The 22045-nt window shown below is 44.2% G+C and carries 22 protein-coding genes; 12 read left to right on the top strand and 10 right to left on the bottom strand.

The window, feature by feature from the left end:
- The first annotated feature begins 23 nt into the window (after positions 1 to 23).
- The 3 genes from hisA to hisIE are packed head-to-tail and all read left to right on the top strand — an operon-like array spanning position 24 to position 2148.
- Positions 24 to 761, top strand: coding sequence for a 1-(5-phosphoribosyl)-5-[(5-phosphoribosylamino)methylideneamino]imidazole-4-carboxamide isomerase (hisA, locus tag F0232_RS06390; RefSeq protein WP_004742025.1), 738 nt, complete (start codon positions 24 to 26; stop codon positions 759 to 761).
- Positions 743 to 1516: an imidazole glycerol phosphate synthase subunit HisF gene (gene hisF / locus F0232_RS06395; RefSeq protein WP_105059273.1), complete on the top strand. Its 774-nt coding sequence runs from the start codon at positions 743 to 745 to the stop codon at positions 1514 to 1516. Before hisA ends, hisF begins: the two co-directional genes overlap by 19 nt.
- Positions 1513 to 2148, top strand: a complete 636-nt coding sequence (gene hisIE, locus F0232_RS06400) for a bifunctional phosphoribosyl-AMP cyclohydrolase/phosphoribosyl-ATP diphosphatase HisIE (protein WP_008223543.1) — start codon at positions 1513 to 1515, stop codon at positions 2146 to 2148. The genes hisF and hisIE overlap by 4 nt, the downstream gene beginning before the upstream one ends.
- Positions 2149 to 2318: 170 nt before the next feature.
- Here the strand turns inward: hisIE and F0232_RS06405 are convergent, their stop codons facing one another.
- From F0232_RS06405 to F0232_RS06420, 4 genes are all read right to left on the bottom strand, one after another.
- The gene (locus F0232_RS06405) at positions 2319 to 2828 is read right to left on the bottom strand and encodes a YchJ family protein (protein ID WP_105059274.1); all 510 of its coding nucleotides are present in this window, start codon (positions 2826 to 2828) and stop codon (positions 2319 to 2321) included.
- Positions 2829 to 2944: 116 nt separating this feature from the next.
- Positions 2945 to 4156: an EAL and HDOD domain-containing protein gene (locus F0232_RS06410; protein WP_061031754.1), complete on the bottom strand. Its 1212-nt coding sequence runs from the start codon at positions 4154 to 4156 to the stop codon at positions 2945 to 2947.
- A gap of 111 nt (positions 4157 to 4267) precedes the next feature.
- On the bottom strand, positions 4268 to 5014 hold the full coding sequence (gene lpxH, locus F0232_RS06415; RefSeq protein WP_105059275.1) for a UDP-2,3-diacylglucosamine diphosphatase: 747 nt from the start codon (positions 5012 to 5014) through the stop codon (positions 4268 to 4270).
- Between the two features lie 80 nt (positions 5015 to 5094).
- Positions 5095 to 5589: a peptidylprolyl isomerase gene (locus F0232_RS06420; protein WP_004742032.1), complete on the bottom strand. Its 495-nt coding sequence runs from the start codon at positions 5587 to 5589 to the stop codon at positions 5095 to 5097.
- A 189-nt stretch (positions 5590 to 5778) separates the two neighbouring features.
- Here F0232_RS06420 and cysS point away from each other — a divergent pair, with 189 nt between their 5' ends.
- Positions 5779 to 7164: a cysteine--tRNA ligase gene (gene cysS, locus F0232_RS06425; RefSeq protein WP_105059276.1), complete on the top strand. Its 1386-nt coding sequence runs from the start codon at positions 5779 to 5781 to the stop codon at positions 7162 to 7164.
- Between the two features lie 97 nt (positions 7165 to 7261).
- Positions 7262 to 7840, top strand: coding sequence for a thymidine kinase (locus tag F0232_RS06430; protein WP_008223554.1), 579 nt, complete (start codon positions 7262 to 7264; stop codon positions 7838 to 7840).
- Between the two features lie 99 nt (positions 7841 to 7939).
- On the opposite strand, the gene F0232_RS06435 is transcribed toward F0232_RS06430, so the two are convergent.
- From F0232_RS06435 to F0232_RS06445, 3 genes are all read right to left on the bottom strand, one after another.
- Complete coding sequence (locus F0232_RS06435; RefSeq protein ID WP_008223556.1) at positions 7940 to 8587, bottom strand: YdcF family protein; 648 nt, start codon at positions 8585 to 8587, stop codon at positions 7940 to 7942.
- Complete coding sequence (locus tag F0232_RS06440) at positions 8580 to 9434, bottom strand: NAD(P)H-binding protein (protein ID WP_105059277.1); 855 nt, start codon at positions 9432 to 9434, stop codon at positions 8580 to 8582. The genes F0232_RS06435 and F0232_RS06440 overlap by 8 nt, the downstream gene beginning before the upstream one ends.
- 112 nt (positions 9435 to 9546) lie before the next feature.
- Positions 9547 to 9777 carry a TIGR02647 family protein gene (locus F0232_RS06445; protein WP_008223560.1) on the bottom strand — a complete coding sequence of 77 codons (231 nt, stop codon included), beginning with the start codon at positions 9775 to 9777 and terminating at the stop codon, positions 9547 to 9549.
- A 260-nt stretch (positions 9778 to 10037) separates the two neighbouring features.
- On the opposite strand from F0232_RS06445, the gene F0232_RS06450 reads away from it, so the two are divergent.
- Positions 10038 to 11345, top strand: a complete 1308-nt coding sequence (locus tag F0232_RS06450; protein ID WP_105059278.1) for an ATPase — start codon at positions 10038 to 10040, stop codon at positions 11343 to 11345.
- A 362-nt stretch (positions 11346 to 11707) separates the two neighbouring features.
- Entirely contained in the window at positions 11708 to 12550 is an 843-nt protein-coding gene (gene focA, locus F0232_RS06455; protein ID WP_008222626.1) for a formate transporter FocA, read from the top strand.
- A gap of 340 nt (positions 12551 to 12890) precedes the next feature.
- Here focA and F0232_RS06460 read toward each other — a convergent pair whose 3' ends face one another.
- On the bottom strand, positions 12891 to 13685 hold the full coding sequence (locus F0232_RS06460) for an ABC transporter permease (RefSeq protein ID WP_105059279.1): 795 nt from the start codon (positions 13683 to 13685) through the stop codon (positions 12891 to 12893).
- Positions 13686 to 14122: 437 nt separating this feature from the next.
- On the opposite strand from F0232_RS06460, the gene torE reads away from it, so the two are divergent.
- Genes torE through torA form a run of 3 tightly spaced genes read left to right on the top strand, consistent with a single transcriptional unit; the run spans position 14123 to position 18024 of the window.
- The gene (gene torE, locus F0232_RS06465) at positions 14123 to 14305 is read left to right on the top strand and encodes a trimethylamine N-oxide reductase system protein TorE (RefSeq protein WP_008222628.1); all 183 of its coding nucleotides are present in this window, start codon (positions 14123 to 14125) and stop codon (positions 14303 to 14305) included.
- Between the two features lie 50 nt (positions 14306 to 14355).
- Complete coding sequence (torC, locus tag F0232_RS06470) at positions 14356 to 15537, top strand: pentaheme c-type cytochrome TorC (protein ID WP_105059280.1); 1182 nt, start codon at positions 14356 to 14358, stop codon at positions 15535 to 15537.
- A gap of 24 nt (positions 15538 to 15561) precedes the next feature.
- Positions 15562 to 18024, top strand: a complete 2463-nt coding sequence (torA, locus tag F0232_RS06475; protein WP_061031747.1) for a trimethylamine-N-oxide reductase TorA — start codon at positions 15562 to 15564, stop codon at positions 18022 to 18024.
- A 279-nt stretch (positions 18025 to 18303) separates the two neighbouring features.
- On the opposite strand, the gene F0232_RS06480 is transcribed toward torA, so the two are convergent.
- Positions 18304 to 19518 carry a putative manganese transporter gene (locus F0232_RS06480; protein ID WP_061031746.1) on the bottom strand — a complete coding sequence of 405 codons (1215 nt, stop codon included), beginning with the start codon at positions 19516 to 19518 and terminating at the stop codon, positions 18304 to 18306.
- A gap of 201 nt (positions 19519 to 19719) precedes the next feature.
- On the opposite strand from F0232_RS06480, the gene F0232_RS06485 reads away from it, so the two are divergent.
- Together F0232_RS06485 and F0232_RS06490 are read left to right on the top strand one after the other, a co-directional pair.
- Complete coding sequence (locus F0232_RS06485) at positions 19720 to 20625, top strand: manganese-dependent inorganic pyrophosphatase (RefSeq protein ID WP_061031745.1); 906 nt, start codon at positions 19720 to 19722, stop codon at positions 20623 to 20625.
- Positions 20626 to 20775: 150 nt separating this feature from the next.
- Entirely contained in the window at positions 20776 to 21165 is a 390-nt protein-coding gene (locus F0232_RS06490; RefSeq protein ID WP_004742050.1) for a DUF2750 domain-containing protein, read from the top strand.
- Positions 21166 to 21263: 98 nt separating this feature from the next.
- Here F0232_RS06490 and F0232_RS06495 read toward each other — a convergent pair whose 3' ends face one another.
- Positions 21264 to 22043 carry a DUF2927 domain-containing protein gene (locus tag F0232_RS06495; protein ID WP_061031744.1) on the bottom strand — a complete coding sequence of 260 codons (780 nt, stop codon included), beginning with the start codon at positions 22041 to 22043 and terminating at the stop codon, positions 21264 to 21266.
- Positions 22044 to 22045: the final 2 nt, after the last annotated feature.

Below are 22045 nucleotides of genomic sequence, written 5' to 3' on the forward strand. Positions count from 1 at the left end.
ACGTTGCCATATAAGGAATGTAAATGATTATTCCCGCATTAGATTTAATTGAAGGCCAAGTAGTTCGCTTATTCCAAGGGGATTACGGGCAAGTGACAGAATACAAAGTAGACCCAGCAGAGCAGTTCAATCTATATCACCAAGCTGGTGCTGGCTGGCTGCATCTTGTTGATTTAACAGGCGCAAAAGACACCACTGCTCGCCAGTTAGACCTGATCGCGAAGCTACTTGATAGTACGCCGGCTAATATTCAAATTGGTGGTGGTGTACGTAATGAGCAAGATGTGATTGACCTACTTGAAGCCGGTGCACAACGTGTTGTTGTTGGTTCAACAGCAGTGAAGCAGCCTGAGCTTGTTAAAGGTTGGATGGAAAAGTACGGAGCTGAAAAAATTGTTCTTGCTTTGGACATCAACATTGACGAAAACGGCACTCGCAAAGTGGCGATTTCAGGTTGGCAGGAAGATTCAGGCGTGACCATTGAAGCGTTGATTGAAGATTACCTAACCGTTGGTCTTAAGCACGTGCTGTGTACTGATATCTCTCGTGATGGCACGCTAGAAGGATCAAACGTAGAGCTTTACGTGGATCTTTGTAAGCAGTACCCGCAGGTTCAATTCCAATCATCAGGCGGCATTGGCAGCCTAGCGGACATCGAAGCTCTAAAAGGTAGCGGTGTGGCTGGTGTTATTGTGGGGCGTGCGCTACTTGATGGCAAGTTCACCGCAGAGGAGGCGTTTGCATGTTGGCAAAGCGAATAATCCCTTGTTTGGATGTCCGTGACGGACAAGTGGTAAAGGGCGTTCAGTTCCGTAACCACGAAATCATTGGCGACATCGTTCCGCTAGCACAGCGCTACGCAGAAGAGGGCGCGGATGAATTAGTATTTTACGATATCACGGCATCAAGTGATGGCCGTGTTGTCGACAAGAGTTGGGTAAAGCGTGTCGCTGAAGTGATCGATATTCCTTTCTGTGTAGCTGGTGGTATTAAATCAGCAGAAGATGCAGCGCGCATTCTAGAGTTTGGAGCTGATAAAGTATCCATCAACTCGCCAGCACTGGCTAATCCACAACTGATCACTGATCTTGCTGATAAGTTCGGCGTGCAGTGTATCGTTGTTGGTATCGATTCATACTTCGATAAAGAGACCGGTAAGTATCAGGTTTACCAATTCACAGGCGATGAAGCGCGTACCAAAGCAACCAAATGGGAAACCAAAGATTGGGTGCAGGAAGTACAAAAGCGTGGCGCAGGTGAAATCGTACTAAACATGATGAACCAAGATGGTGTTCGCAACGGTTACGACCTTGAGCAGCTCAACATGGTGCGTGAAGTGTGTAACGTGCCTCTGATTGCTTCGGGTGGCGCAGGTGCAATGGAGCACTTTGCTGAAGCTTATAACAAAACCAATGTGGATGGAGCGCTCGCTGCTTCAGTATTCCATAAACAAGTCATCAATATTGGTGAATTAAAGCAGTATCTAAAACAACAAAGTGTAGAGGTGCGTCTATGAGTTTTGCAGCGACAGAAGTAAATACGCTAGCTGAACGTATCAATTGGGATAAAGTCGACGGTCTCGTTCCTGCGATTGTACAAGATTTCCAATCAAGCCAAGTGCTGATGATGGGTTACATGAACCAAGATGCGCTAGCTAAGACGGGCGAAACAGGTCAAGTGACTTTCTTCTCTCGTACTAAAGAGCGCCTTTGGACCAAGGGTGAGACTTCAGGAAATGTTCTGCAACTGGTGAACATGTCACTTGATTGCGACAACGATACGTTGTTGGTTAAAGTTAATCCAATTGGCCCAACATGCCACTTGGGTACAACAACATGTTGGGATTCTGACCCACAAGAAGAGTCTCAGATGGTGTGGCTTCATCAACTTGAGCAGCTACTGGCTGCCCGCAAGGACGCAGATCCTGAGTCTTCTTACACTGCCAGTTTATATGCCCGTGGCACCAAGCGTATATCGCAAAAAGTGGGCGAAGAAGGCGTTGAAGTCGCGCTTGCGGCGACGTCGGGCGATAAGGCGGAATTAGTGTGTGAATCTGCGGATTTGATTTACCACCTAATGGTTCTTCTTCAAGACCAAGGTCTATCAATGAACGACGTAGTTAATAAACTTAAAGAGCGCCATAAGTAATCTATCTTTAGGATACATCTAGATAAGTAAAGCCCCGTAAACATTGCGTTTACGGGGCTTTTTAGTGTCAATCTATGAGTCGAGTTCTTTGTCTTTATGTCTCGTCACTCCAAGGAGCCTTAGCGACATCAGGAATCTCTTCTGTTAATCTGACTTCCTAGTTGCGCGAGTTACCCGCAGCACTTCTTGTACTTCTTACCACTACCACAAATACATGGGTCATTACGGCCGATCTTGAAGCTTTCAACCGTTTGGTTTAGGCGAGGATCTATCTCGGGCTCTGGTTGGCTTTGTTCTGGGAACTCACCATCGATATAGAACCAAAGGCCGTTTTCACGAACAAAACGAGAGCGTTCTTGCATACAGTATTGTGCGCCGTCTTCATTGAAATAAGCTTTAAACTCAACAAAGCCCTCGTTTTCGTGAGAACCTTTCGCGGTATCGATAACCTCTAGCCCCGCCCAATCACTGTCGATTGATTCAGCAATCCCTTCTCTTTGAGACTCAGCATCACAGCTAGGATGATAGGTAGCAACCACATAATCGACCAATCCTAAAACATGCGCGGAATAACGAGAGCGCATCAACTGCTCTGGCGTTTCTACTGAGCTGTGATCAAGGTGTGCTGATTCACAGCACTTTGGGTAAGTATTGTTGCTACCACATGGGCATAAAGACATGGTCAAATCCTGTAAAAATGGCCTCTGAGTAAGAGGCCATAAATGAATGCGTTGGAGTTTAACAAGAAACTAAAGCTCACCAAAGTGTAGTTTTAATTTAAGTAGATTCGTGATGTTTAGGCGGGAGCTAATAAATCTTGAGCCCAAGCCGTCGCCTCATCATAGGCAAGGCCGAGTTGAGCCTCGCTGAGTTTGAGGAGATTGCGAATACGAGTTGCTTCATCCCATCGAGCTTGCTCATAAGCGACCACCATGGCTAAGACCGCGCCTAATACACCTTTGCGTAGTATTAGTGCTTGTTTTATCTCTTCGTCAATTGGTACTGAATCCAGCACTTGCTTTAACGGTTGATCAAACAATGAATCCAATAACGAGAACATACCGGTTAAGAAAGCTTGTCCGGGCTCAACCTTCACGTTCATCTTTTCGACTAGCAGTTCGCATTGACGAGCGCGAATCACCGCTAAGCCATAAAGTGAATCTGGTTTGTCTTCTTTCGCCGATGCTATCGCTACGAGAGATACAAATTTACGCAGTTTCTGCTCGCCTAAATAAACCAGTGCTTGGCGGAACGAGCGGATGGTGGTTGCTGAACCACCTGCTGAGTTTACGTAGGTTAGTAGCTTATAGGAAAGCGTCACGTCTAACGTGATCAGTCGTTCTACTTCACCAAAATCGATAGGATCGTTGGCTATCTCTTTCAGTAGCTGGACGATGGTCAGAAAAGCGGGGTTGAGAGCGCGAGTCTGGATCATTTCAGGTTTGCTGAAGAAATACCCTTGGAAGTAACTGAAACCGGCTTTGTTTGCTTGCTGATATTCCTCGTAAGTCTCTACTTTCTCGGCAAGAAACTTGATATCCAGCCCTTGCATAGAGCTCATAAATATTGAGGCTTTTTCGATAGATATCAGACGGATGTCGAATTTGATAATCGATACGTAAGGTAAGAAGCGCTTCCACGCCTTACTTGGAACAAAGTCATCCAGAGCGATGGTGTAGCCCGCATCATAGATAGTCTTAATTGCTTCAAGTAACTCATCGGTCGGTTCGCAGTCTTCAAGAACCTCAACGACTAAACTTTCTTTGGGGAACAGAGTCGGGACTAAGTTGATCAGGCTTGCATAGGGGAAATTAACGAAACCCAGCTTATCACCCAATGTATTGTAGTGGGTCGATAAGAAATGGTCAGATAGCAAACGGCTTGTAGCGAGCTCCGGTTCTACTTCAGGGAAAGTGTTCTTAGGACCATCCCTGAATAGCAACTCGTAACCTATGGTTTTCTTATCTGCATCGAGTATGGGTTGACGCGCTACGTATGAATATTTCAACTTGGTACTGTGTTCGGTTTATTTCTGATAGAGAGATAATAGCTAATTTGCTAGAAATTACCATACACAATCGAAGAAACTCTGACCCACTATAACAATCAAACTGAAAGTTTAAGACTGTTGTTGAAAGCTGTTGCTAAACGCTCGATTCTGTAGTTCAAAACTTTGTGGAGTAAAGACCAGCACGGAACCTTGTGTATACCAATCACCAAGTACGATACGTGTTTTAGTGCAATTGTTAGCATCAAAAGTATGGACGTTCGGCCGATGTGTATGACCGTGGATCATAAGGTCGACATTATTTTTCGCCATCACGTTTTCGACCTCTTGCTGTGTCACGTCCATGATGTCCAAAGATTTGGTCTGTTTGTCATCTTTAATATCTGACTGAACCTTAGAGACGATCTTCTTTTTAATGAAGAATGGGATTCTGTTGAAGATCCACTGTAGCCAAGGTTGATGGACTTTTTCACGGAAGGCGAGGTATTTGACATCTTCAGTACATAGAGTGTCGCCATGCAGTACCACGGCTTTTTGTCCGTAGATATCGATAGTTGTCACTTCGTCTAGAAGCTGCACACCAGTCTGTTTTGCAAATCTTTTACCGACCAAAAAGTCACGGTTACCTTGCGTGAAGTAACAGGGTACGCCTGTTTTCACCAAATCGATAAAAGCTTGGCGAATAGAAGTCGCGAACTCACTCTTGTCGTCGTCACCAATCCAGAACTCGAAAAGGTCGCCTAACACGTAGAGTGCATCGGCTTCTACCGCTTCATTTTTCATGAAGGTTAGGAAGCAGTCCGTGATGTCTTGTCGTGACGGAGCAAGGTGCAGGTCTGAGATAAAATATGTTTTCATACAGTTTGAAAAAAAGGGAGCGAGTGCTCCCTTGTCCTAATTATTGATGTATCAATGCTGAATACGAATCGAAGGCTAAATTAAGCTTCGATTGTTGTACCAGTGATGATCACTTCTTCTAGTGGTACGTCTTGGTGCATACCCATAGAACCAGTGCTAACACCTTTGATCTTGTTTACTACGTCCATGCCTTCTACAACTTCTGCGAATACACAGTAACCCCAACCGTCTAGGCTTTCGCTACGGAAGTTAAGGAAAGAGTTGTCGTTTACGTTGATGAAGAACTGAGAGCTCGCTGAATGTGGTTCCATAGTACGAGCCATAGCTAGCGTACCAACTTTGTTCGCTAGGCCGTTATTTGCTTCGTTCTTGATAGTTGCGCGAGTCGCTTTTTCTTTAAGGCCAGAAGTCATACCGCCGCCTTGAATCATGAAACCATCGATAACACGGTGGAATAGTGTGTTGTCGTAGAAACCGTCACGGCAATACTGTAGGAAGTTTGCGCTTGTTTCTGGTGCTTTTTCTTCGTTTAGTTGAACTTTGATGTCACCAAAATTTGTGTGAAGGATGATCATGATTGTTACCTTACTGTATTTTTAATATGAAAGGCGATTCTAGCCTAGTTTGATTGAGTTTCAAAATACGAAATCGTCAATAGATAACAAGGAGTTTAGCCGATTTGGTGGTGAAAGGTATTACCTATTAAGGTATGACTTGTTATACTGCGGGCTTATTTTGATTAATCCATAAAATAGATAGAGATCATGCTAAAGATATATAACACGCTCACAAGACAGAAAGAGGAATTCAAACCAATTACAGCTGGCAAAGTCGGCATGTATGTCTGTGGGGTAACCATATACGATCTCTGTCATATTGGTCATGGCCGTACGTTCGTTTCTTTCGACGTTGTGACTCGCTACCTGCGTTACTTAGGTTACGACCTAACGTTCGTTCGTAACATCACAGACATCGACGACAAAATCATTAAGCGTGCGAACGAAAACGGTGAGTCTTGCGATTCTCTGACTGAGCGCCTAATTGGTGAAATGCATGCAGACTTCGATGCGTTGAACATGAAGCGTCCAGACGTTGAGCCTCGTGCAACGGAATTCATTACTGAAATCATTGAGCTTGTAGAAAAGCTGATTGAACGTGGTTTTGCTTATGTTGCAAGCAACGGCGACGTAATGTTCGAAGTTAAGAAGTTCGAAGAATACGGCAAGCTTTCCAAGCAAGACCTCGATCAGCTTCAAGCTGGCGCTCGTGTTGACGTAGAGTCTGCAAAACGTAGCCCGCTAGATTTCGTTGTTTGGAAGATGTCTAAGCCAGGTGAACCAACATGGGAATCCCCATGGGGTCCTGGTCGTCCAGGCTGGCACATTGAATGTTCAGCAATGAACTCGTCTATTCTGGGTAACCACTTCGATATCCACGGTGGCGGCTCAGATCTACAATTCCCACACCACGAGAACGAAATCGCGCAATCTTGCTGTGCACATGGTACTGACTATGTAAACACATGGATGCACAGTGGCATGGTGATGGTAGACAGAGAAAAAATGTCTAAGTCACTAGGTAACTTCTTCACTATCCGTGATGTGCTAGCACACTACGATGCTGAAACAGTGCGTTACTTCCTAATGTCTGGTCACTACCGTAGCCAACTGAACTACAGTGAAGACAACCTAAACCAAGCTCGCGCATCGCTAGAGCGTCTATACACGTCACTTCGTGGCCTAGACCTTACTGCTGCACCTGCTGGTGGTGAAGAGTACGTAACTCGTTTCTCTACAGCAATGAACGATGACTTCAATACGCCAGAAGCATACTCAGTGCTGTTTGAAATGGCTCGTGAAATCAACCGTATCAAGACAGAAAGCATTGAAAAGGCGAGTGGACTTGGTGCGTTGATGCGTGAACTAGCGGACATCATCGGTATTCTTCACCAAGATCCAGAAGCATTCCTACAAGGTGATGCAGCGGGTAATGATGACGAAGTGGCTGAAATCGAAGCTCTGATCAAACTGCGTAACGACTCTCGTGCTTCAAAAGATTGGGCAAATGCCGATCTTGCTCGTGATAAGTTAAACGAGTTGGGCATCGTTCTGGAAGACGGCCCAGAAGGTACGACTTGGCGTCGTAAGTAATCTTATAAAAAAGGGCTGATTTTCAGCCCTTTTTTCTAGCAAAAATTCTCGAATTTCACCTTTTCTATATTCAACTTTATTAGACAGGAATATTTCTGTGGCTCAGATGTATTTTTACTACTCGGCAATGAATGCGGGTAAATCAACAACGCTTCTTCAATCTTCATTTAACTACCAAGAACGTGGCATGACGCCGGTGATCTTTACGGCAGCACTCGATGATCGCTACGGTATTGGTAAAGTGAGCTCTCGAATTGGTCTTCAATCTGAAGCACAGCTTTTTAAGAGTGACACGAATCTTTTTGAAGCGATTAACGAGCTGAACGAGCAAGAAAAGCGTCACTGTGTACTTATCGATGAGTGTCAGTTCTTGTCGAAAGAGCAGGTATATCAGCTAACAGAAGTGGTTGATAAACTGCATATCCCTGTGCTTTGTTACGGGCTAAGAACAGACTTCCTTGGTGAGCTGTTTGAAGGCAGTAAGTATCTACTGTCTTGGGCTGATAAGCTGGTGGAACTGAAAACCATCTGTCACTGTGGCCGCAAAGCAAACATGGTAATCCGTACCGATGAGCACGGTGTCGCGATCGCGGAAGGTGATCAAGTGGCAATTGGTGGCAACGATAAATACGTGTCTGTATGTCGCCTTCACTACAAAGAAGCGCTAGGTAAATAAGCGTTTTTCAATATTTCGGTGATAACTGAAATACAAAGTAATGGAATAAAAAAACGGTGGCTCAGTGCCACCGTTTTTGTTTTTATTGGTTATCGCTATCTATTCAAAGCCGAGTTTCTTAATCGCTTGATAGGCGTGATCCACTTCCTCTGGGATAGGCATTTCAATCTGAAAACCTTTAGCGGGGTACGATTTGATGCGTTCAAAATCCGCCACCAATGCGCCTAACACCATATCTAATGGCAATTCTTCATTAAAGTAATCGACCCAGTCCTGCCATTTGGAGGTTACGGTTATTTCCGTTGTCTCTTCAGGCCATTGTTTACTGAAGGTGGCGTAGGTTCGTTTCTCCATAAAAGGCTTCTGCACTAAGGTCAGTTTTTTCGGGGATAAGCCACACTCAGTAAGCAATTCGTATGTGAAGCGGACATTTTCACCAGTATTAGTCGCCTGTTTTTCAATGATAATGTCAGATTCCGGTACACCACTGTCTCGCGCAATCGCCGCAAAGGTTTCGGCCTCTGAACGGTCAAAATTGCCTTCAGTGAAGCGTCCAACACCACCGGAAAAAACGATGTAGGGCGCTATTTTTTGGTGATAAAGCTCGGCCGCATATTCCGCGACTCTTGTATCGTTGCTGCATAACACAAAAATACAGTCTGAAGGCTCAACTTTATGACCCATAGACATGAAATTCCAAAGCGTATCGATCGAACGGTGCAGCTTATTTAATGGTTGTTTAGTCATGAAGAGCGTCCAATGTGGATTCAAACTTAAACGAATAACCTAAGTCGAGAATCTTTTTTGAAGAGATCAGTTTGTCTGGGTCATTAACAATAGGTGGAAGTGGCTCGTTACTATTCGCGCTCTTTAAGGCCGCAGCATAGAACTCCGCTTTGCTTACTGTGTTTGGCGTTGTTACATTCGCGACTTCGTTATGCAGGTGACTGATTGCAAAATCAACCGCACCAATCGCATCATCAAGGTGTAGCATATTCGCTGGGGCTTGGTTGCTCACTTGCTTTAGTTTACTAGCAAATCTTGATGGGTGACGATTTGGGCCAATCAATCCACTAAAACGAAGGATGGTGTAATCGATATCAGAATCTATTACCGATTGTTCAGCTTGAAGCATGATTCGTGCGTTATCGGAAAATGAGTTAGCCTGATCGCTGTCAGCGAGTGCAAGCGCAAGTGATGCGTCATCTTCATAAAGAATGCCCGGTTTAGTTGGGTATACCGTCGTTGAACTGACCATGATGAGCTTTTTAATATTGGCTTTTTGACAAGCGCTAATAAGTAACTGCCAATAGTCGGCATACTCTTTTCCTGCGCCTTTTCTAAAGCCGGGAGGGAAGCTACCAATTACTATCTCGGAGTTGTTTTCGAGCAGTAAAGAGTAGAGTTGTCCCACGGTTTGATCAGGGTTTGACGAGTCAAAGCTGAATACTTCGCAGGGAATACGTTTACTACTGAGCGTGTCTGCACCTGCTTGGGTCGTTTTAGTGACGACGACGCGATTGCCATGTCTTTCTAGGTGTTCAGATAAAGGTGCGCCTACCCATCCAGCACCAACAATAAATATAGAAGCCATCTTTTCCTCACAACGACAAGCTAGGGATTTAATAAGCCTAACAAACCTTTGGCCAAAAATGAAAAAACTCCACGGCCGAAGCGAGTGGAGTTTTTACTATAACAGTAGCGCTTTATTTAAGTACGCGAAGTAGCTTGTCTGCACGCTCTGCCATCTCAATACCTTCATCGGTTAGGTAACCACCGTCTGGTTGAGTACAAAGGTTTTTTTCGAATAGGCGCTTAACGGCGTCTTGAGTCTCTTGGCTAGCCTCTTGATGAACTTTAATGCCGGTAGCAGCGCTACTTACATCAAATTGAAGAAGGAGGTTTAAATCAGCAATATGTTCAGCGTTGTACTTCATAATTAACCTATAAATTCATAACGTTCTCTACCTTCACCTTAGTGCGCATTCTCGGCTCAAGCAACAGCAAATAAATAGATTTGATAACTGATACCAAATTGAATGATTAATCGTCGCATGGTGAAGTTATTTTGGTTGGATTGAGTGATTTGTGCCCACTTAAATGGCGAATGATGTTTATTGCTAAATGGTTGTAATATATTGTTGGACTAGAAATATATTGCATTCAGCTAATATTGTACAAAAAAGGAAATGCATCAGTGAGAGCAAACAAAGTAGCATTAGTTCTTAGCATGCTATTTGCAATCTCAGGTTGTCAAAGCACACCCTCAGAGCAGACAGACGCAAATCAAACCACAAATAACAACAATGAATCTGCAGCAGAGGTCCGTTCTTTTCATTCAGTACAGGTTGTTTACGCAGAGTGGCAATCCAAGCTTGAAAGTCATGCTCAATTGTCTCTCTATGCTCCAGAGAATTACAATGAGTTGCTAGACGCATGGGAAGACGCTGAAAGTATTTATGCCGATTTACTAGAAGACGAAACGCGTCTGACTAAAAGTTATTCTATTTTTTCGAGCTTAACTTACGCTGAAGCCTTCGATGAGAAAATCGCACTAATCAAATCAAACTATGACGCAATCCTAGTGCTTAAGAAAAAAGCGGATAGAGTACTCGCTGATTCGATCGTGCAAATGGATTACCTAAAATACCTTGGTGCTGACACCATGTTTGCTTCGAGTTATAAGCGTTTGTATTCAGAATACAGTGAACTATTTGAGTATGTATTAGTTGATGAGCTAGAAGACGCTCAAGAAGCTCAAGTTGAATTCCTCAACAATGCTCGGCTGTTGGAAGTGAAAGTCGCACATAAGAAATACATCGAACCGTTAAAAGACGAATTAGAGTATTTAGAAGATGAAGATTTTGATGACGTTGTGCCGTTGACCTTTGCTAAGGCCTCTGCACAAATCGCGCTAGCTGAGAATCAGGTCAAAGCGAGCCCTCGTGAAAAGTCTATCATTGAAGATGCTGTTAGGGCTGCGGAGTTTGAGTTAGACCACGTACGAAGTGTCGCTCATGAAGTTAAAGTACTTGCGAGCGTAAAAGGGGACAAGTTCGAGCAATCGGTGTTGAATGCTGAAAATCAGCTATTAAGCATTTCACAAGTGATCAATGATGAAGATTACCGTGACGTTGTGCTACGTCTTCAGTCTCAAAAAATTGTTGCTAGCATTAAAGCGCTTAAAAGCTCAGACATGACAGCTCTACTGAAATCTGAAATCGAGTCTCTAACTGAACAAGTTGCGACATTAGAAAACGCAAACCAGCAGCAGGCGCAGCAGTTGTCAGAAGCAACAAAACGTAGTCAACTTCTCGACGAACAGATAACCAAGAGTGATGCACATATTAAGAGCTTAGAAGAGCTAGTGGACAGCCTGAAGACGCTTGGTGGTAAAGTTGCTAACGAAAGCGATCCTGATCTAGCACTCCCTAGTCCGGAACCAGACCTTACGGATGCTGCTTTAGAATCTGTGTCTGAAGAAGTGATTGAACCGTCGGTTTAAGACAACGAATCTCTTGAACTGTGATTGAGTTAAAAGCGCCTGAGGGCGCTTTTTTACGTTCTGTTGATCTATGTCAAAATCTAGAAATAAAAGTCTTAAAAACACGGTTTTAGTGTACGCCATTTCTTAGGTTTTAACGTAACTTGTTGATATTTATAGATGTGTTGTTTTTATCATTGATAAAATTTCATTCACCAGACTTTTCTTTTTACTACTAAAGTCGTATGAAATTTCAATATCATTCCAGGTTTGGCGTGTTCTTGGTTGGTGAGGATAATTAAGGCTTAAAATAGCTCTTGAATTCAGAAATGAAAGAGAGGATTATCGCGCTCCCGACGACATGTTTCAAAATGTAAATCATCATGAATCTAAACCAATTTGACTCATTATTACCGCCACAAATGGCTGAGCGCGCTGCAGATATTGGCGTAGGTAAAGCAACCAAAGATCCAATCAAATCTTTTCTTCTAGCGATTTCTGCTGGTATTCATATCGGTATTGCGTTTGTGTTCTACACCATCGTAACGACTGGTGCTGGCGATCTGCCATGGGGTATTACTCGCTTGTTGGGCGGCCTAGCATTTAGCTTGGGCTTAATTCTTGTTGTAGTTACTGGCGGTGAACTGTTTACCAGTTCGGTACTAACCTTGGTGGCTCGTGCAAGTGGCAAGATCACTTGGCACACCTTAGTGAAAAACTGGGCGACGGTTTACATTGGAAACCTGATTGGTGCGTTATTGCTGGTGGCTTGTATGCTACTGACGAAGCAATACATGTTTGATCATGGTCAGGTTGGCTTAAACGCGATGGCGATTTCTCAACACAAAATGCACCATGACTTCATTCAAGCGGTCGCGCTTGGCATCATGTGTAATGTGCTGGTGTGTATCGCGGTATGGATGACATTCAGCGGACGCACACTCACTGATAAGATCGCAGTGATGATCCTGCCAGTGGCGATGTTTGTATCAGCAGGCTTTGAGCACTGTATTGCAAACATGTTCCAAGTTCCGCTTGCTATCGGTATTAAGACATTTGCTCCTGCTGAGTTCTGGACCATGACAGGTGCTAACCCTGCCGATTATGTCGACTTAAACATGATCGACTTTCTGATGAATAATCTATTGCCTGTGACATTAGGTAACATCATCGGCGGTGGTATCTTTGTCGGCATGTGGTACTGGTTAATCTACCTGCGTGACTAAGACATAGCGCCACTAGTTATCAGTGAGTAGCCTGAGCGTTGATGAAGCTCACTTAAACACTCAACTTACTTATGACATTAAAAAGACGGTCTGCATTGCAGGCCGTTTTTTATTTGTGGAAAACCATGTCGTTCATGCCCTCAATTACTAAGAAAAGACTCAACAACAATGATCGGCACATGTGCATATGTCGTTGAAAGTAAGCAAAGATCAATGTGAATGATCTTTTGAAAGGGCGAAGTGGACAAAAAAGGATCTATATTGATTTGGTTATCCACAGATTCTGTGGATAACCTGTCTCAAATTCAGTGAGTAACCAGATCTCAAAAGAGGTGAGAGGTTATTTCGAAGGTTGGATTTGAGCGAGAACTCGCCCCTCTTTAGTAAGTGATGTCTTTAAAGATAGGTGTAATGCGAGGGCCAAAGAGCAGCTCATCATCACGAAAATAGCCAACATGATCATCAATTGATATTTAATTGCGATCATTGGCGAAGCCCCTCCAAGAATTTGTCCTGTCATCATTCCTGGTAGCGTTACTAAGCCGGTCGTAGCCATAGACGCCATAATCGGAGACATCGCTTTCTGGATCGCTGTACGTACAAAAGGTGCAGCAGCGTAGCTTGGTGCGGCTCCTAGGGCGATTGCTGCTTCATATTCTGACCTTTGGGTTTCAAAAGCACCAAACAAGTTCTGCAGTGCCACGATATTACTGCTTAAGCTATTACCTAATAACATCCCCGCAATGGGAATAAGGTACTGCGCATTAAATAGCGGTGTCGGTTTAATAATGAAAAAGCAGATGAATAGAACAATAGGTACACAGGTCACTGCAAGGCTAACGACTACCGGGGCTAGCAGTAGCTTTCGGGGCAGTTTGGACTTTTCAACAATTGAGCTCGCACCCACTATTATCATGGCGAACAACCACAATAAGTTGACCCATAAGCTATTCAAAGTGAACAGGTACTCCAAGTAAACACCAACTAGAAATAGCTGAACAGCCATGCGAACAATGCTAATAGTGGCCTCTTTACCCAGACCTAATTTCAGCTTGTGATTAATTGCAATGGGCAGGATAAGAAGTGAGCTAAAAAACAGCAACTGCCACCAAGATATGTCTATAACGTCTTGCATAGTGCTTCCTTTTAATTGGATACACATCATATCTGAAAGTGCCAAATGATGCATTTCAGCTCTTCAACACTGAATTCAAAAAGTACTCAATAAATTAACAATGCGAGTACAAATTATTGGTCGTTTAAGGCATTTTTAGCTACTACTTAGTAGGTAAAACGTTAAAAACAGTTACAATGTAGTTGCGAAGGTGTTGGTTTTTAACATCTTTGAAATATACTTAATTTTTCACATTTGTTAATACTTTTTAATATGTTTCTTTAACTGAAAACAACTCTGGATGAGCTCAAAAAAGTATTGATTAGCAAGGGTTATAACGGGAGATTTCATTGAACCCTACTTTGCGTATGGTTTAAAATTTGTTGTTAGATACTCAAGAACTTTAGCCCCCTAGAATGGGCTACTCGAAATTACTAAATACAAAATAGGCAAAATGTATGAGTGATGTTAACAAAATTGAAACTGGCGAAAAACGCTCGCTGGAGTGGAAATCTTTCCTCTTCATTGCAGTGGTTCTCTTTCCAATATTAAGTGTTGCTTTTGTAGGTGGTTACGGCTTCCTAGTTTGGGCATTACAAGTGTTTGTATTCGGACCTCCTGGTGCTCACGGCGGCATGTAATGCCCTCTAGTAACAACAATTTTTAAAATCAATATTTAAGAGAGCTAAACATGAAATCATTTTTAGTTAAATTATGGCGCACTATGACACGCCCAGCAGTACACATCAGTTTGGGTGTACTAACTATGGGTGGCTTTATCGCCGGTGTTATTTTCTGGGGCGGTTTCAATACAGCGCTAGAACACACAAATACAGAAGAGTTCTGTGTAAGCTGTCACACCATGCGTGACAACGTATACGTAGAGCTACAAGAAACGGTTCACTGGAAAAACACATCTGGTGTACGTGCTACTTGTCCTGACTGTCACGTTCCACATGAATGGACAGCAAAAATCGCTCGTAAGATGCAAGCATCTAAAGAAGTATTCGCTCAAGTATTTGGTGATCTAGACACGCCAGAGAAATTCGAAGCTCGTCGTATTGAATTGGCTAAACACGAATGGGACCGTTTCTCTTCGAACAAGTCTCTAGAGTGTAAAAACTGCCACAACTACGATTCAATGGATTTCGAGAACATGCGCCCAACAGCGCGTATTCAAATGAAGAACGCAGCAGAGCGTGATCAAAGCTGTGTTGACTGTCACAAAGGTATTGCTCACAACCTTCCATTAGATATGGAATCGGCTAGTGGTATCGTTGGTGAGCTTGAGCAAGTTGCTAGCAGCACTTCTTACTCTAACGGTTCAGACGTGATTTCAATTCGTCACCTTCCAATGTACACGGATGAGACTGCAACCGTTGAAGCTGGTCTACTAAGCCCTGCAAGTAAAGTTGCTGTGATCGATGAGAAAGGCGACATGATCAAGATTCAAATCGACGGTTGGCGTAAAGCGAAAGGCTTCGGACGTGTAATCCAAGAAGACTTCGGTATGAACATCTCAACGGCGATCTTGACGAAAGAAGTATCTCAAAGTGACGTAATCACTGTTGGCGAGAAGAAAGAAGATGAGCTAACTGGCCTTCCATGGGAAGAAGTTAACCTAGCACTTTGGATGAAGAAAGAGTCTATGGTTGATAACTTCGAGCCAATCTGGAACGCAGCTGGTCAAGCGTATCAATCTAACTGTTCAACTTGTCACTCACAACCAGATGAAGCGCACTTCAGTGCTAACGGTTGGGTAGGCATGCTAGATGGTATGATTGCATTCGTTAACTTCGATACAGATACAGAAGCATTGGTTCTTAAGTATCTACAGAAGCACTCATCAGATTTTTCTGAAGGCCATCACTAATAAGACGTCAATTGGAGTAACACAATGGCAATTACAAGAAGAAGTTTTCTGAAAGGTGTCGCAACGACGAGTGCGGCATCGGTTATCGGTCCAAGCTTATTGGCGTCGGCTTCAGCATCTGCTGCAGAAACAGACGGCACATGGAAAGTCTCTGGTTCTCACTGGGGTGCATTCCGAGCTCGCGTTTACGCGGGTAAAGTACAAGAAATTAAACCTCTAGAAATCGATCAGCACCCAACTGAAATGCTGAAAGGTATCAAGGGTATTATCTACAGCCCATCTCGTGTGCGTTACCCAATGGTTCGCCTAGATTGGTTTAAGAAGCATAAATACAGCGCAGACACGCGTGGTAACAACCGCTTTATTCGTGTGACTTGGGATGAGGCACTAGACCTTGTTTACCGCGAACTAGAGCGCGTACAGAAAGATTACGGTCCATGGGCACTTCACACAGGTCAAACTGGTTGGAGACAAACTGGTCAGTTCCACAGCTGTACTAACCACATGCAACGTGCAATGGCGCTTCACGGATACTCTGTGAAGAAAATCGGTGACTACTCGACAGGTGCTGGTCAAACGATCATGCCTTACGTACTAGGTTCTACTGAAGTTTATGCACAAGGTACATCTTGGGAACTTATCCTAGAAAACAGTGACAACATTGTTCTTTGGGGTAACGATCCAGTTAAAAACCTTCAAGTAGGTTGGACATGTGAGACTCACGAGTCGTTCGCATACCTAGAACAGCTGAAAGAAAAAGTTGCTAAGAAAGAAATCAACGTTGTTTCTGTTGACCCTGTTAAGAACAAAACAGGTCGTTACCTAGAAAACGAGCAGTTCTACATCAACCCACAAACTGACGTGGCGTTCATGCTTGGTGTTGCTCACGTACTTTACAATGAAGGTCTATACGACAAGAAATTCATCGAAACTTACTGTCTAGGTTTTGAAGACTTCATCAAGTACGTTCAAGGTGAAACGAAAGATAAAGTTGAGAAGACTCCTGAGTGGGCTGCTGCTATCTGTGGCGCTAGCGCGGATTCTATCCGTGACTTCGCTAAGATGCTGGTTAACGGTCGTACACAGATTCTTGTTGGTTGGAGTATCCAGCGTCAACAACACGGTGAACAGCCTTACTGGATGTGTGCAGTTATCGCGGCAATGGTTGGCCAAATCGGTCTACCTGGCGGTGGTATCTCTTACGGTCACCACTACTCTGGTATCGGTGTATCTTCAACTGGTTTCGCTGCTCCGGGTTCTTTCCCGCTGAACATCGACCAAGGTCAGAAGCCTAAGTACACAAACACAGATTACAACGGTTACAGCCGCGTAATCCCAGTTGCTCGTTGGGTTGATAGCTTGCTAGAGCCTGGTAAGAAGATCAAAGCGAATGGCGCAACGGTAACACTACCTGATATCAAGATGATGGTATTCAGTGGTAACAACCCGTGGCACCACCACCAAGATCGCAACAAGATGCGTAAAGCATTCAAGAGCCTACAAACTGTAGTTGCTGTTGATTTCGCTTGGACTGCAACTTGTCGTCACTCTGACATCGTGCTTCCAGCATGTACTCAGTGGGAACGTAACGATATCGATGGTTACGGTGCATACTCTGGCCGTGGTTTGATCGCGATGCACAAACTAGTGGATCCTCTGTTCCAGTCTAAGACTGACTTCGAGATCATGTCTAGCCTAACTAAACGTTGGGGTCGTTACGACGATTACACGCGTGGTATGGACGAAATGCAGTGGGTTAAATCTCTGTACGACGAATGTCGCGCAGCAAACGAAGGCAGCTTCGAAATGCCTGAGTTCGCTGAGTTCTGGGAAAAAGGTTTCCTAGACTTCGGTAAAGGTAAGCCATGGACTCGTCACGCTTCATTCCGTGAAGATCCAGAGATCAATGCTCTAGGTACACCTTCTGGTTTCATCGAAATCACAAGCCGTACTGTTGGCAACATGGGTTACGAGCACTGTCAGGAACACCCAATGTGGTTCGAGAAATCTGAACGTTCACACGGTGGTCCAGGCTCTGACAAACACCCGTACTGGCTACAATCTTGTCACCCAGACAAGCGTCTTCACTCTCAGATGTGTGAATCTGAAGAGTGGCGTGCGACTTACGCGGTACAAGGCCGTGAGCCAATCTACATCAACCCAGTTGATGCTAAGAAGAAAGGCATCAAAGACGGTGACGTAGTACGTGTGTTCAACGACCGTGGTCAACTACTAGCAGGTGCTGTTCTAATGGATAGCTACGCTCCTGGTGTTGTACGTATCGAAGAAGGCGCTTGGTACGGTCCGATCAACGAGAAAGTGGGCGCGCTAGATACATACGGCGATCCAAACACACTGACTCAAGACATCGGTACTTCTGAGCTAGCTCAGGCGACGTCAGCAAACACATGTTTGGTAGACTTCGAGAAGTTCCAAGGCAAACTGCCTCCAGTAACTTCATTCGGTGGCCCAATCGAAGTTTCTTAAGCATCTCGCTTAAAAGCTAAGATTAAAGCTTGAATTAAAGCCCCTGTAAGCACTCTTACAGGGGCTTTTTGTATTTTATCTACCGAGCCTTGTATTTACGGTAAAGCAACGGTGTAGAGCGTTTAGAAGCGTATTGAGGGGGAGCTAGTAACTGTATAGGTTAGAGGGCGTTTACAAATAAGAGCGGTGGAGGGTAGTGATTAGAGTGACAAAGGGTTAGAAAGCAAAAAGGTCGATACCAAGTACCGACCTAAATAGAGACCTATCGAGCTGTGAGATCTAAACCTCGAACATAAACCAATATCCGTATGCGCAGATTAATGCGGGCACACTAGAGTACAACGTAGCAACTAATGCAGCTTTAGGTGCCATTGCAATGGCAGGGAATAGGGCATCACCATCATTTGAAATTGCATTACCTACCTGTGCTGAAAGTGGAAGCGCACCTGAAAGGTAAAGGCTAGTCACCAATAATTGTGGCCCACAGCCCGGTAGCAAACCCATCAGGACTCCAGCCAGGGGGAGCATAATTCCCCAGCTTGAGAATAGCGTCGCAAAATCAACATTTGCTATCACAGAACCAAACTCAAAGAACAAAAAGGCAACCACCACCCAAGCGGTAACAAAGTTTGTGTCCTGAGCGGTCTTTTGCAGTGGGTGAGAGCCGACACACTTTTCATCTTCACTTACCGCCGATTTGTAATCTTCAATCTCGCGAGTTAGCCCCCAAAGAAACATTGAGCTAATCAACAGAATAGCGCCGACCCATTCCATAGACATCTCGGGTAAGGCGAGCAGTTCGTTGACATCAACTTGAAAAGAGCCAAGAAGGGCAACCGCTGCTCCAGGAATAATTAGAACCGACCAAAGGTAGCCTTGCAGGTTAATCGCTTTTTTAGACACCGCTTCTTTGGTCTGAGATTGAGACGAACAGTTAACGGCAGATACATTTGTCTCAGCTTGTTTTGGACGTAAGAAATCATCGGCATGGAATAGGTTAATGATTCGGCCTGACGCAGTACCGACAATGACCCCCATCGCCATCATAGCTAATCCCGTTTTTGGTTCGCTGGCGATGAGTAGAAAGGCAGCATCACCCATAGTGGATACGAGCACGGCGACGACAGCGCCAAACCCGAGCTTACCTGAAATAAACTGAGTGGTTACTACGATTGCGCCACCACAGCCGGGTAAGGCGCCCATTAAGGCGGCAAACACAACTTGGTTAGAACGAGACTGATGAACCAGCTTGCTGAATACGTTGTCTTTGTTGATGTAAAGGCTCAACCAGTGGTAGACCGCTAGGGTTAAAGCGACATAACAAGATACCGCCCAGAAGGCGTCTGATAATGTGGTTACGGTCAATTCACGCGTTGCAGGTGCCGCGACCAAAGCTGCTAATGAAATAGGTAACAGTAGGCGCTTGAATGAGAGTGAAAACTGAGTTGTTTTCGAAGCGCGACTGCTTGGTAATAAAGAGATTAGTCGGTCCATAGGTGTTACTCAAAATAGATGTCTTAGGATTAATATATACGAATGATAATAATTATCAATTGCATCTTTGTTTTTTTTATCTATTCTGGATGTGGGAGAAACCGACGAAACATGACCAATCTAAAAAAATAGGGTAAAGTATGCCTAATAAAGAGAGGCTCTATAGGTAGAGTCGTAATTGTTAGTGTAATAGGAAGAAACATGATTTTAGTTGTTGGTCACAAAAACCCTGATAGTGACAGTATTTGTAGTGCGTTAGTTGCAACTGAGCTTCTTAAAGCTCGTGGCGAGGAAGCGACACCAATTCGCCAAGGCGAGATCAACCGCGAAACTCAACACATTCTTGAAGTTGCTGGTGCAGACATGCCAGAACTTCGTACTTCTGTTGCTGGTGAGAAAATCTGGCTAGTAGACTACTCAGATCTAGCACAAGCACCAGATGATGTTGCTGATGCAGAGATCCTAGGTATTGTCGATCACCACCGTCTAGGCGACGTGATGACAGTAAACCCTATGGAAGCTTGGATCTGGCCTGTTGGTTGTACAAACACAGTACTTTTCAACATGTTCAAGATTGAAGGTCACGCTATCTCTCAACAAATCGCTAAGCTAATGATGTCTGCAATTCTTTCAGACACTGTTGGTTTCGCATCTCCAACTTGTACTCAAAAAGACAAAGACGCGGTTGCTGAACTTGCTGAAATCGCTGGCGTAGAAGACGTTGATGCGTTCATCAAAGCACTTCTAATCGCTAAAACAAACATCGAAGGCCTATCTGCTGCACAACTAGTAGAAAAAGACCTTAAAGGCTACCCATTCAACGGTCGCGATGTTGTTGTCGGTCAGGTTGAGCTTGCGACTCTTGAGCAAGTTGACGGCATGATCGAAGCGCTTGAAGCGGATCTTGAAGAGCGTTGTGAGAAAGACGGTCTAGCATTCGCAGCTGTAATGCTAACTGACATCACTACTGCTCAAACTCGCCTTCTTTACAAAGGTGAATGGGCTGAGAAATTGGTTAAGCACGAAAAAGACGGCATGCTAATGATGGAAAACACATTGAGCCGTAAGAAGCAAGGCTGGCCTTGGCTACAAGGTGAGCTTGTTTAATCAAGTCACTTAATAATAAACGCCTGCTAAATTTAGCAGGCGTTTTTCTTTGAAGTGAGCACTTTTCTTCATCGATAATATTTGCAGTTAAAAGCACTCTGCATAAAATAACTTTAAGCGTAAAGTTACTGACTAAAGTAGGAAATTAAGATGACTACACAGCTAGACGATAAAAGAATCGCAGAAATCAATAAGTATACGGGTGAGCAACGCCTAAAGTACTGTGTGAAAGAAATCGTAGCAAACCGTGAAGTATGGATCTTAACCGATGAGCACGGTTGTGTAATGCTAAACACAGAAGACGAAGATTGCGTACCTGTATGGCCAAACCAAGAGTTTGCTGAGTCATGGGCGACAGGTGACTGGGCTGAGTGTAAGGCTGAGTCTATCTCATTAAACAAATGGCACAGCCGCTGGACAAATGGCCTAGAAGACGACGAACTTGCTGTGGTTGTATTCCCTAATGAGCAAGAAGAAGGCGTTATCCTGTTCCCTGATGAATTCGACTTCGAGCTGAAGAAACAGGCTGCTAAGCGCTAGTTCTTTCGTCATACAGTAACATCGTAAGTCAGCGCTGCCTTTCTTAGGTAGCGCTATCATTAAATTATCCCATCTAAGTTGCTTCCAACTTATATTCGTCAATATCCAATCAACTGATACAAGGGTGCTTGCTGTGCGGCTTTAGAAGCTTGTTGAAGCACACCTGTTTTGCTGTATCTCCTGAGTATCTTTCGAACGGTAGGTTTTACTTCAGATTTTGTCATTCCAGCTTTTAGTTCTGGTTCATACAATAGTTGCAGTAGCACTACATCTAACGGCGATAATAAGTCTTCTGGCGTGTGGTCGTTGAAAATAGAAGGGTAGGCTTTGTCTGAATCATTCGGCAGGCCTAGAACCTGTGTGATCTCTTCCACGATACAGGCGACGAGCTTGCCTCGAGATCTTGCCTGATCTACGGGAATTACAATCCCAGCGTAAACAATCTCACCTTGAGAATTGGTTCGATAACCCGCCGTACAGATGGCGCTATTTAAATGCTGAGTTGATTTGAGCTTGAGTACTGATTTCGCCTCAGACAACCACTGACTCTGCCTCGTGTATATCCACTTAACGTTCGCTTCGGACTCTTTACTGACGATTGTTATCGGATGCTGGGTAACTTCAGATAAGTGTTTGATATGAAGTTCTGTGAGCTCTTGATGAAGCTCTTTATCGCCGACACGATGGTCAATCCAAATTTTTATCGGTTGTTGCCACTTGGCGAGTGGTTTATTACCTGAGGAATATTCGTGTTGCAGTGCGACGTTGTAGAAGGCCGTTTCGACAAACGACTTGTCTAACCAAGTGAGTGGTGTACTTACGGCATTAAAAGAAACAGCAGCAAGCAAAAGGGGAAGCAGTGAAGCGGTTCTTAACATAC

The sequence above is a fragment of the Vibrio sp. T3Y01 genome (assembly GCF_013114525.1).
Taxonomy (GTDB): Bacteria; Pseudomonadota; Gammaproteobacteria; order Enterobacterales; family Vibrionaceae; genus Vibrio; species Vibrio chagasii_B.

Bases quoted from the DNA above. Each gene is read 5' to 3' on its own strand.
- F0232_RS06460 (WP_105059279.1), bottom strand. From the start codon at position 13,685: ATGCAAGACGTTATAGACATATCTTGGTGGCAGTTGCTGTTTTTTAGC.
- hisA (WP_004742025.1), top strand. From the start codon at position 24: ATGATTATTCCCGCATTAGATTTAATTGAAGGCCAAGTAGTTCGCTTA.
- F0232_RS06480 (WP_061031746.1), bottom strand. From the start codon at position 19,518: ATGGACCGACTAATCTCTTTATTACCAAGCAGTCGCGCTTCGAAAACA.
- focA (WP_008222626.1), top strand. From the start codon at position 11,708: ATGAATCTAAACCAATTTGACTCATTATTACCGCCACAAATGGCTGAG.
- cysS (WP_105059276.1), top strand. From the start codon at position 5,779: ATGCTAAAGATATATAACACGCTCACAAGACAGAAAGAGGAATTCAAA.
- F0232_RS06495 (WP_061031744.1), bottom strand. From the start codon at position 22,043: ATGTTAAGAACCGCTTCACTGCTTCCCCTTTTGCTTGCTGCTGTTTCT.
- lpxH (WP_105059275.1), bottom strand. From the start codon at position 5,014: ATGAAAACATATTTTATCTCAGACCTGCACCTTGCTCCGTCACGACAA.
- F0232_RS06435 (WP_008223556.1), bottom strand. From the start codon at position 8,587: ATGACTAAACAACCATTAAATAAGCTGCACCGTTCGATCGATACGCTT.
- F0232_RS06490 (WP_004742050.1), top strand. From the start codon at position 20,776: ATGACTACACAGCTAGACGATAAAAGAATCGCAGAAATCAATAAGTAT.
- hisIE (WP_008223543.1), top strand. From the start codon at position 1,513: ATGAGTTTTGCAGCGACAGAAGTAAATACGCTAGCTGAACGTATCAAT.
- hisF (WP_105059273.1), top strand. From the start codon at position 743: ATGTTGGCAAAGCGAATAATCCCTTGTTTGGATGTCCGTGACGGACAA.
- F0232_RS06405 (WP_105059274.1), bottom strand. From the start codon at position 2,828: ATGTCTTTATGCCCATGTGGTAGCAACAATACTTACCCAAAGTGCTGT.
- F0232_RS06485 (WP_061031745.1), top strand. From the start codon at position 19,720: ATGATTTTAGTTGTTGGTCACAAAAACCCTGATAGTGACAGTATTTGT.
- F0232_RS06420 (WP_004742032.1), bottom strand. From the start codon at position 5,589: ATGATCATCCTTCACACAAATTTTGGTGACATCAAAGTTCAACTAAAC.
- torA (WP_061031747.1), top strand. From the start codon at position 15,562: ATGGCAATTACAAGAAGAAGTTTTCTGAAAGGTGTCGCAACGACGAGT.
- torC (WP_105059280.1), top strand. From the start codon at position 14,356: ATGAAATCATTTTTAGTTAAATTATGGCGCACTATGACACGCCCAGCA.
- F0232_RS06440 (WP_105059277.1), bottom strand. From the start codon at position 9,434: ATGGCTTCTATATTTATTGTTGGTGCTGGATGGGTAGGCGCACCTTTA.
- F0232_RS06445 (WP_008223560.1), bottom strand. From the start codon at position 9,777: ATGAAGTACAACGCTGAACATATTGCTGATTTAAACCTCCTTCTTCAA.
- torE (WP_008222628.1), top strand. From the start codon at position 14,123: ATGAGTGATGTTAACAAAATTGAAACTGGCGAAAAACGCTCGCTGGAG.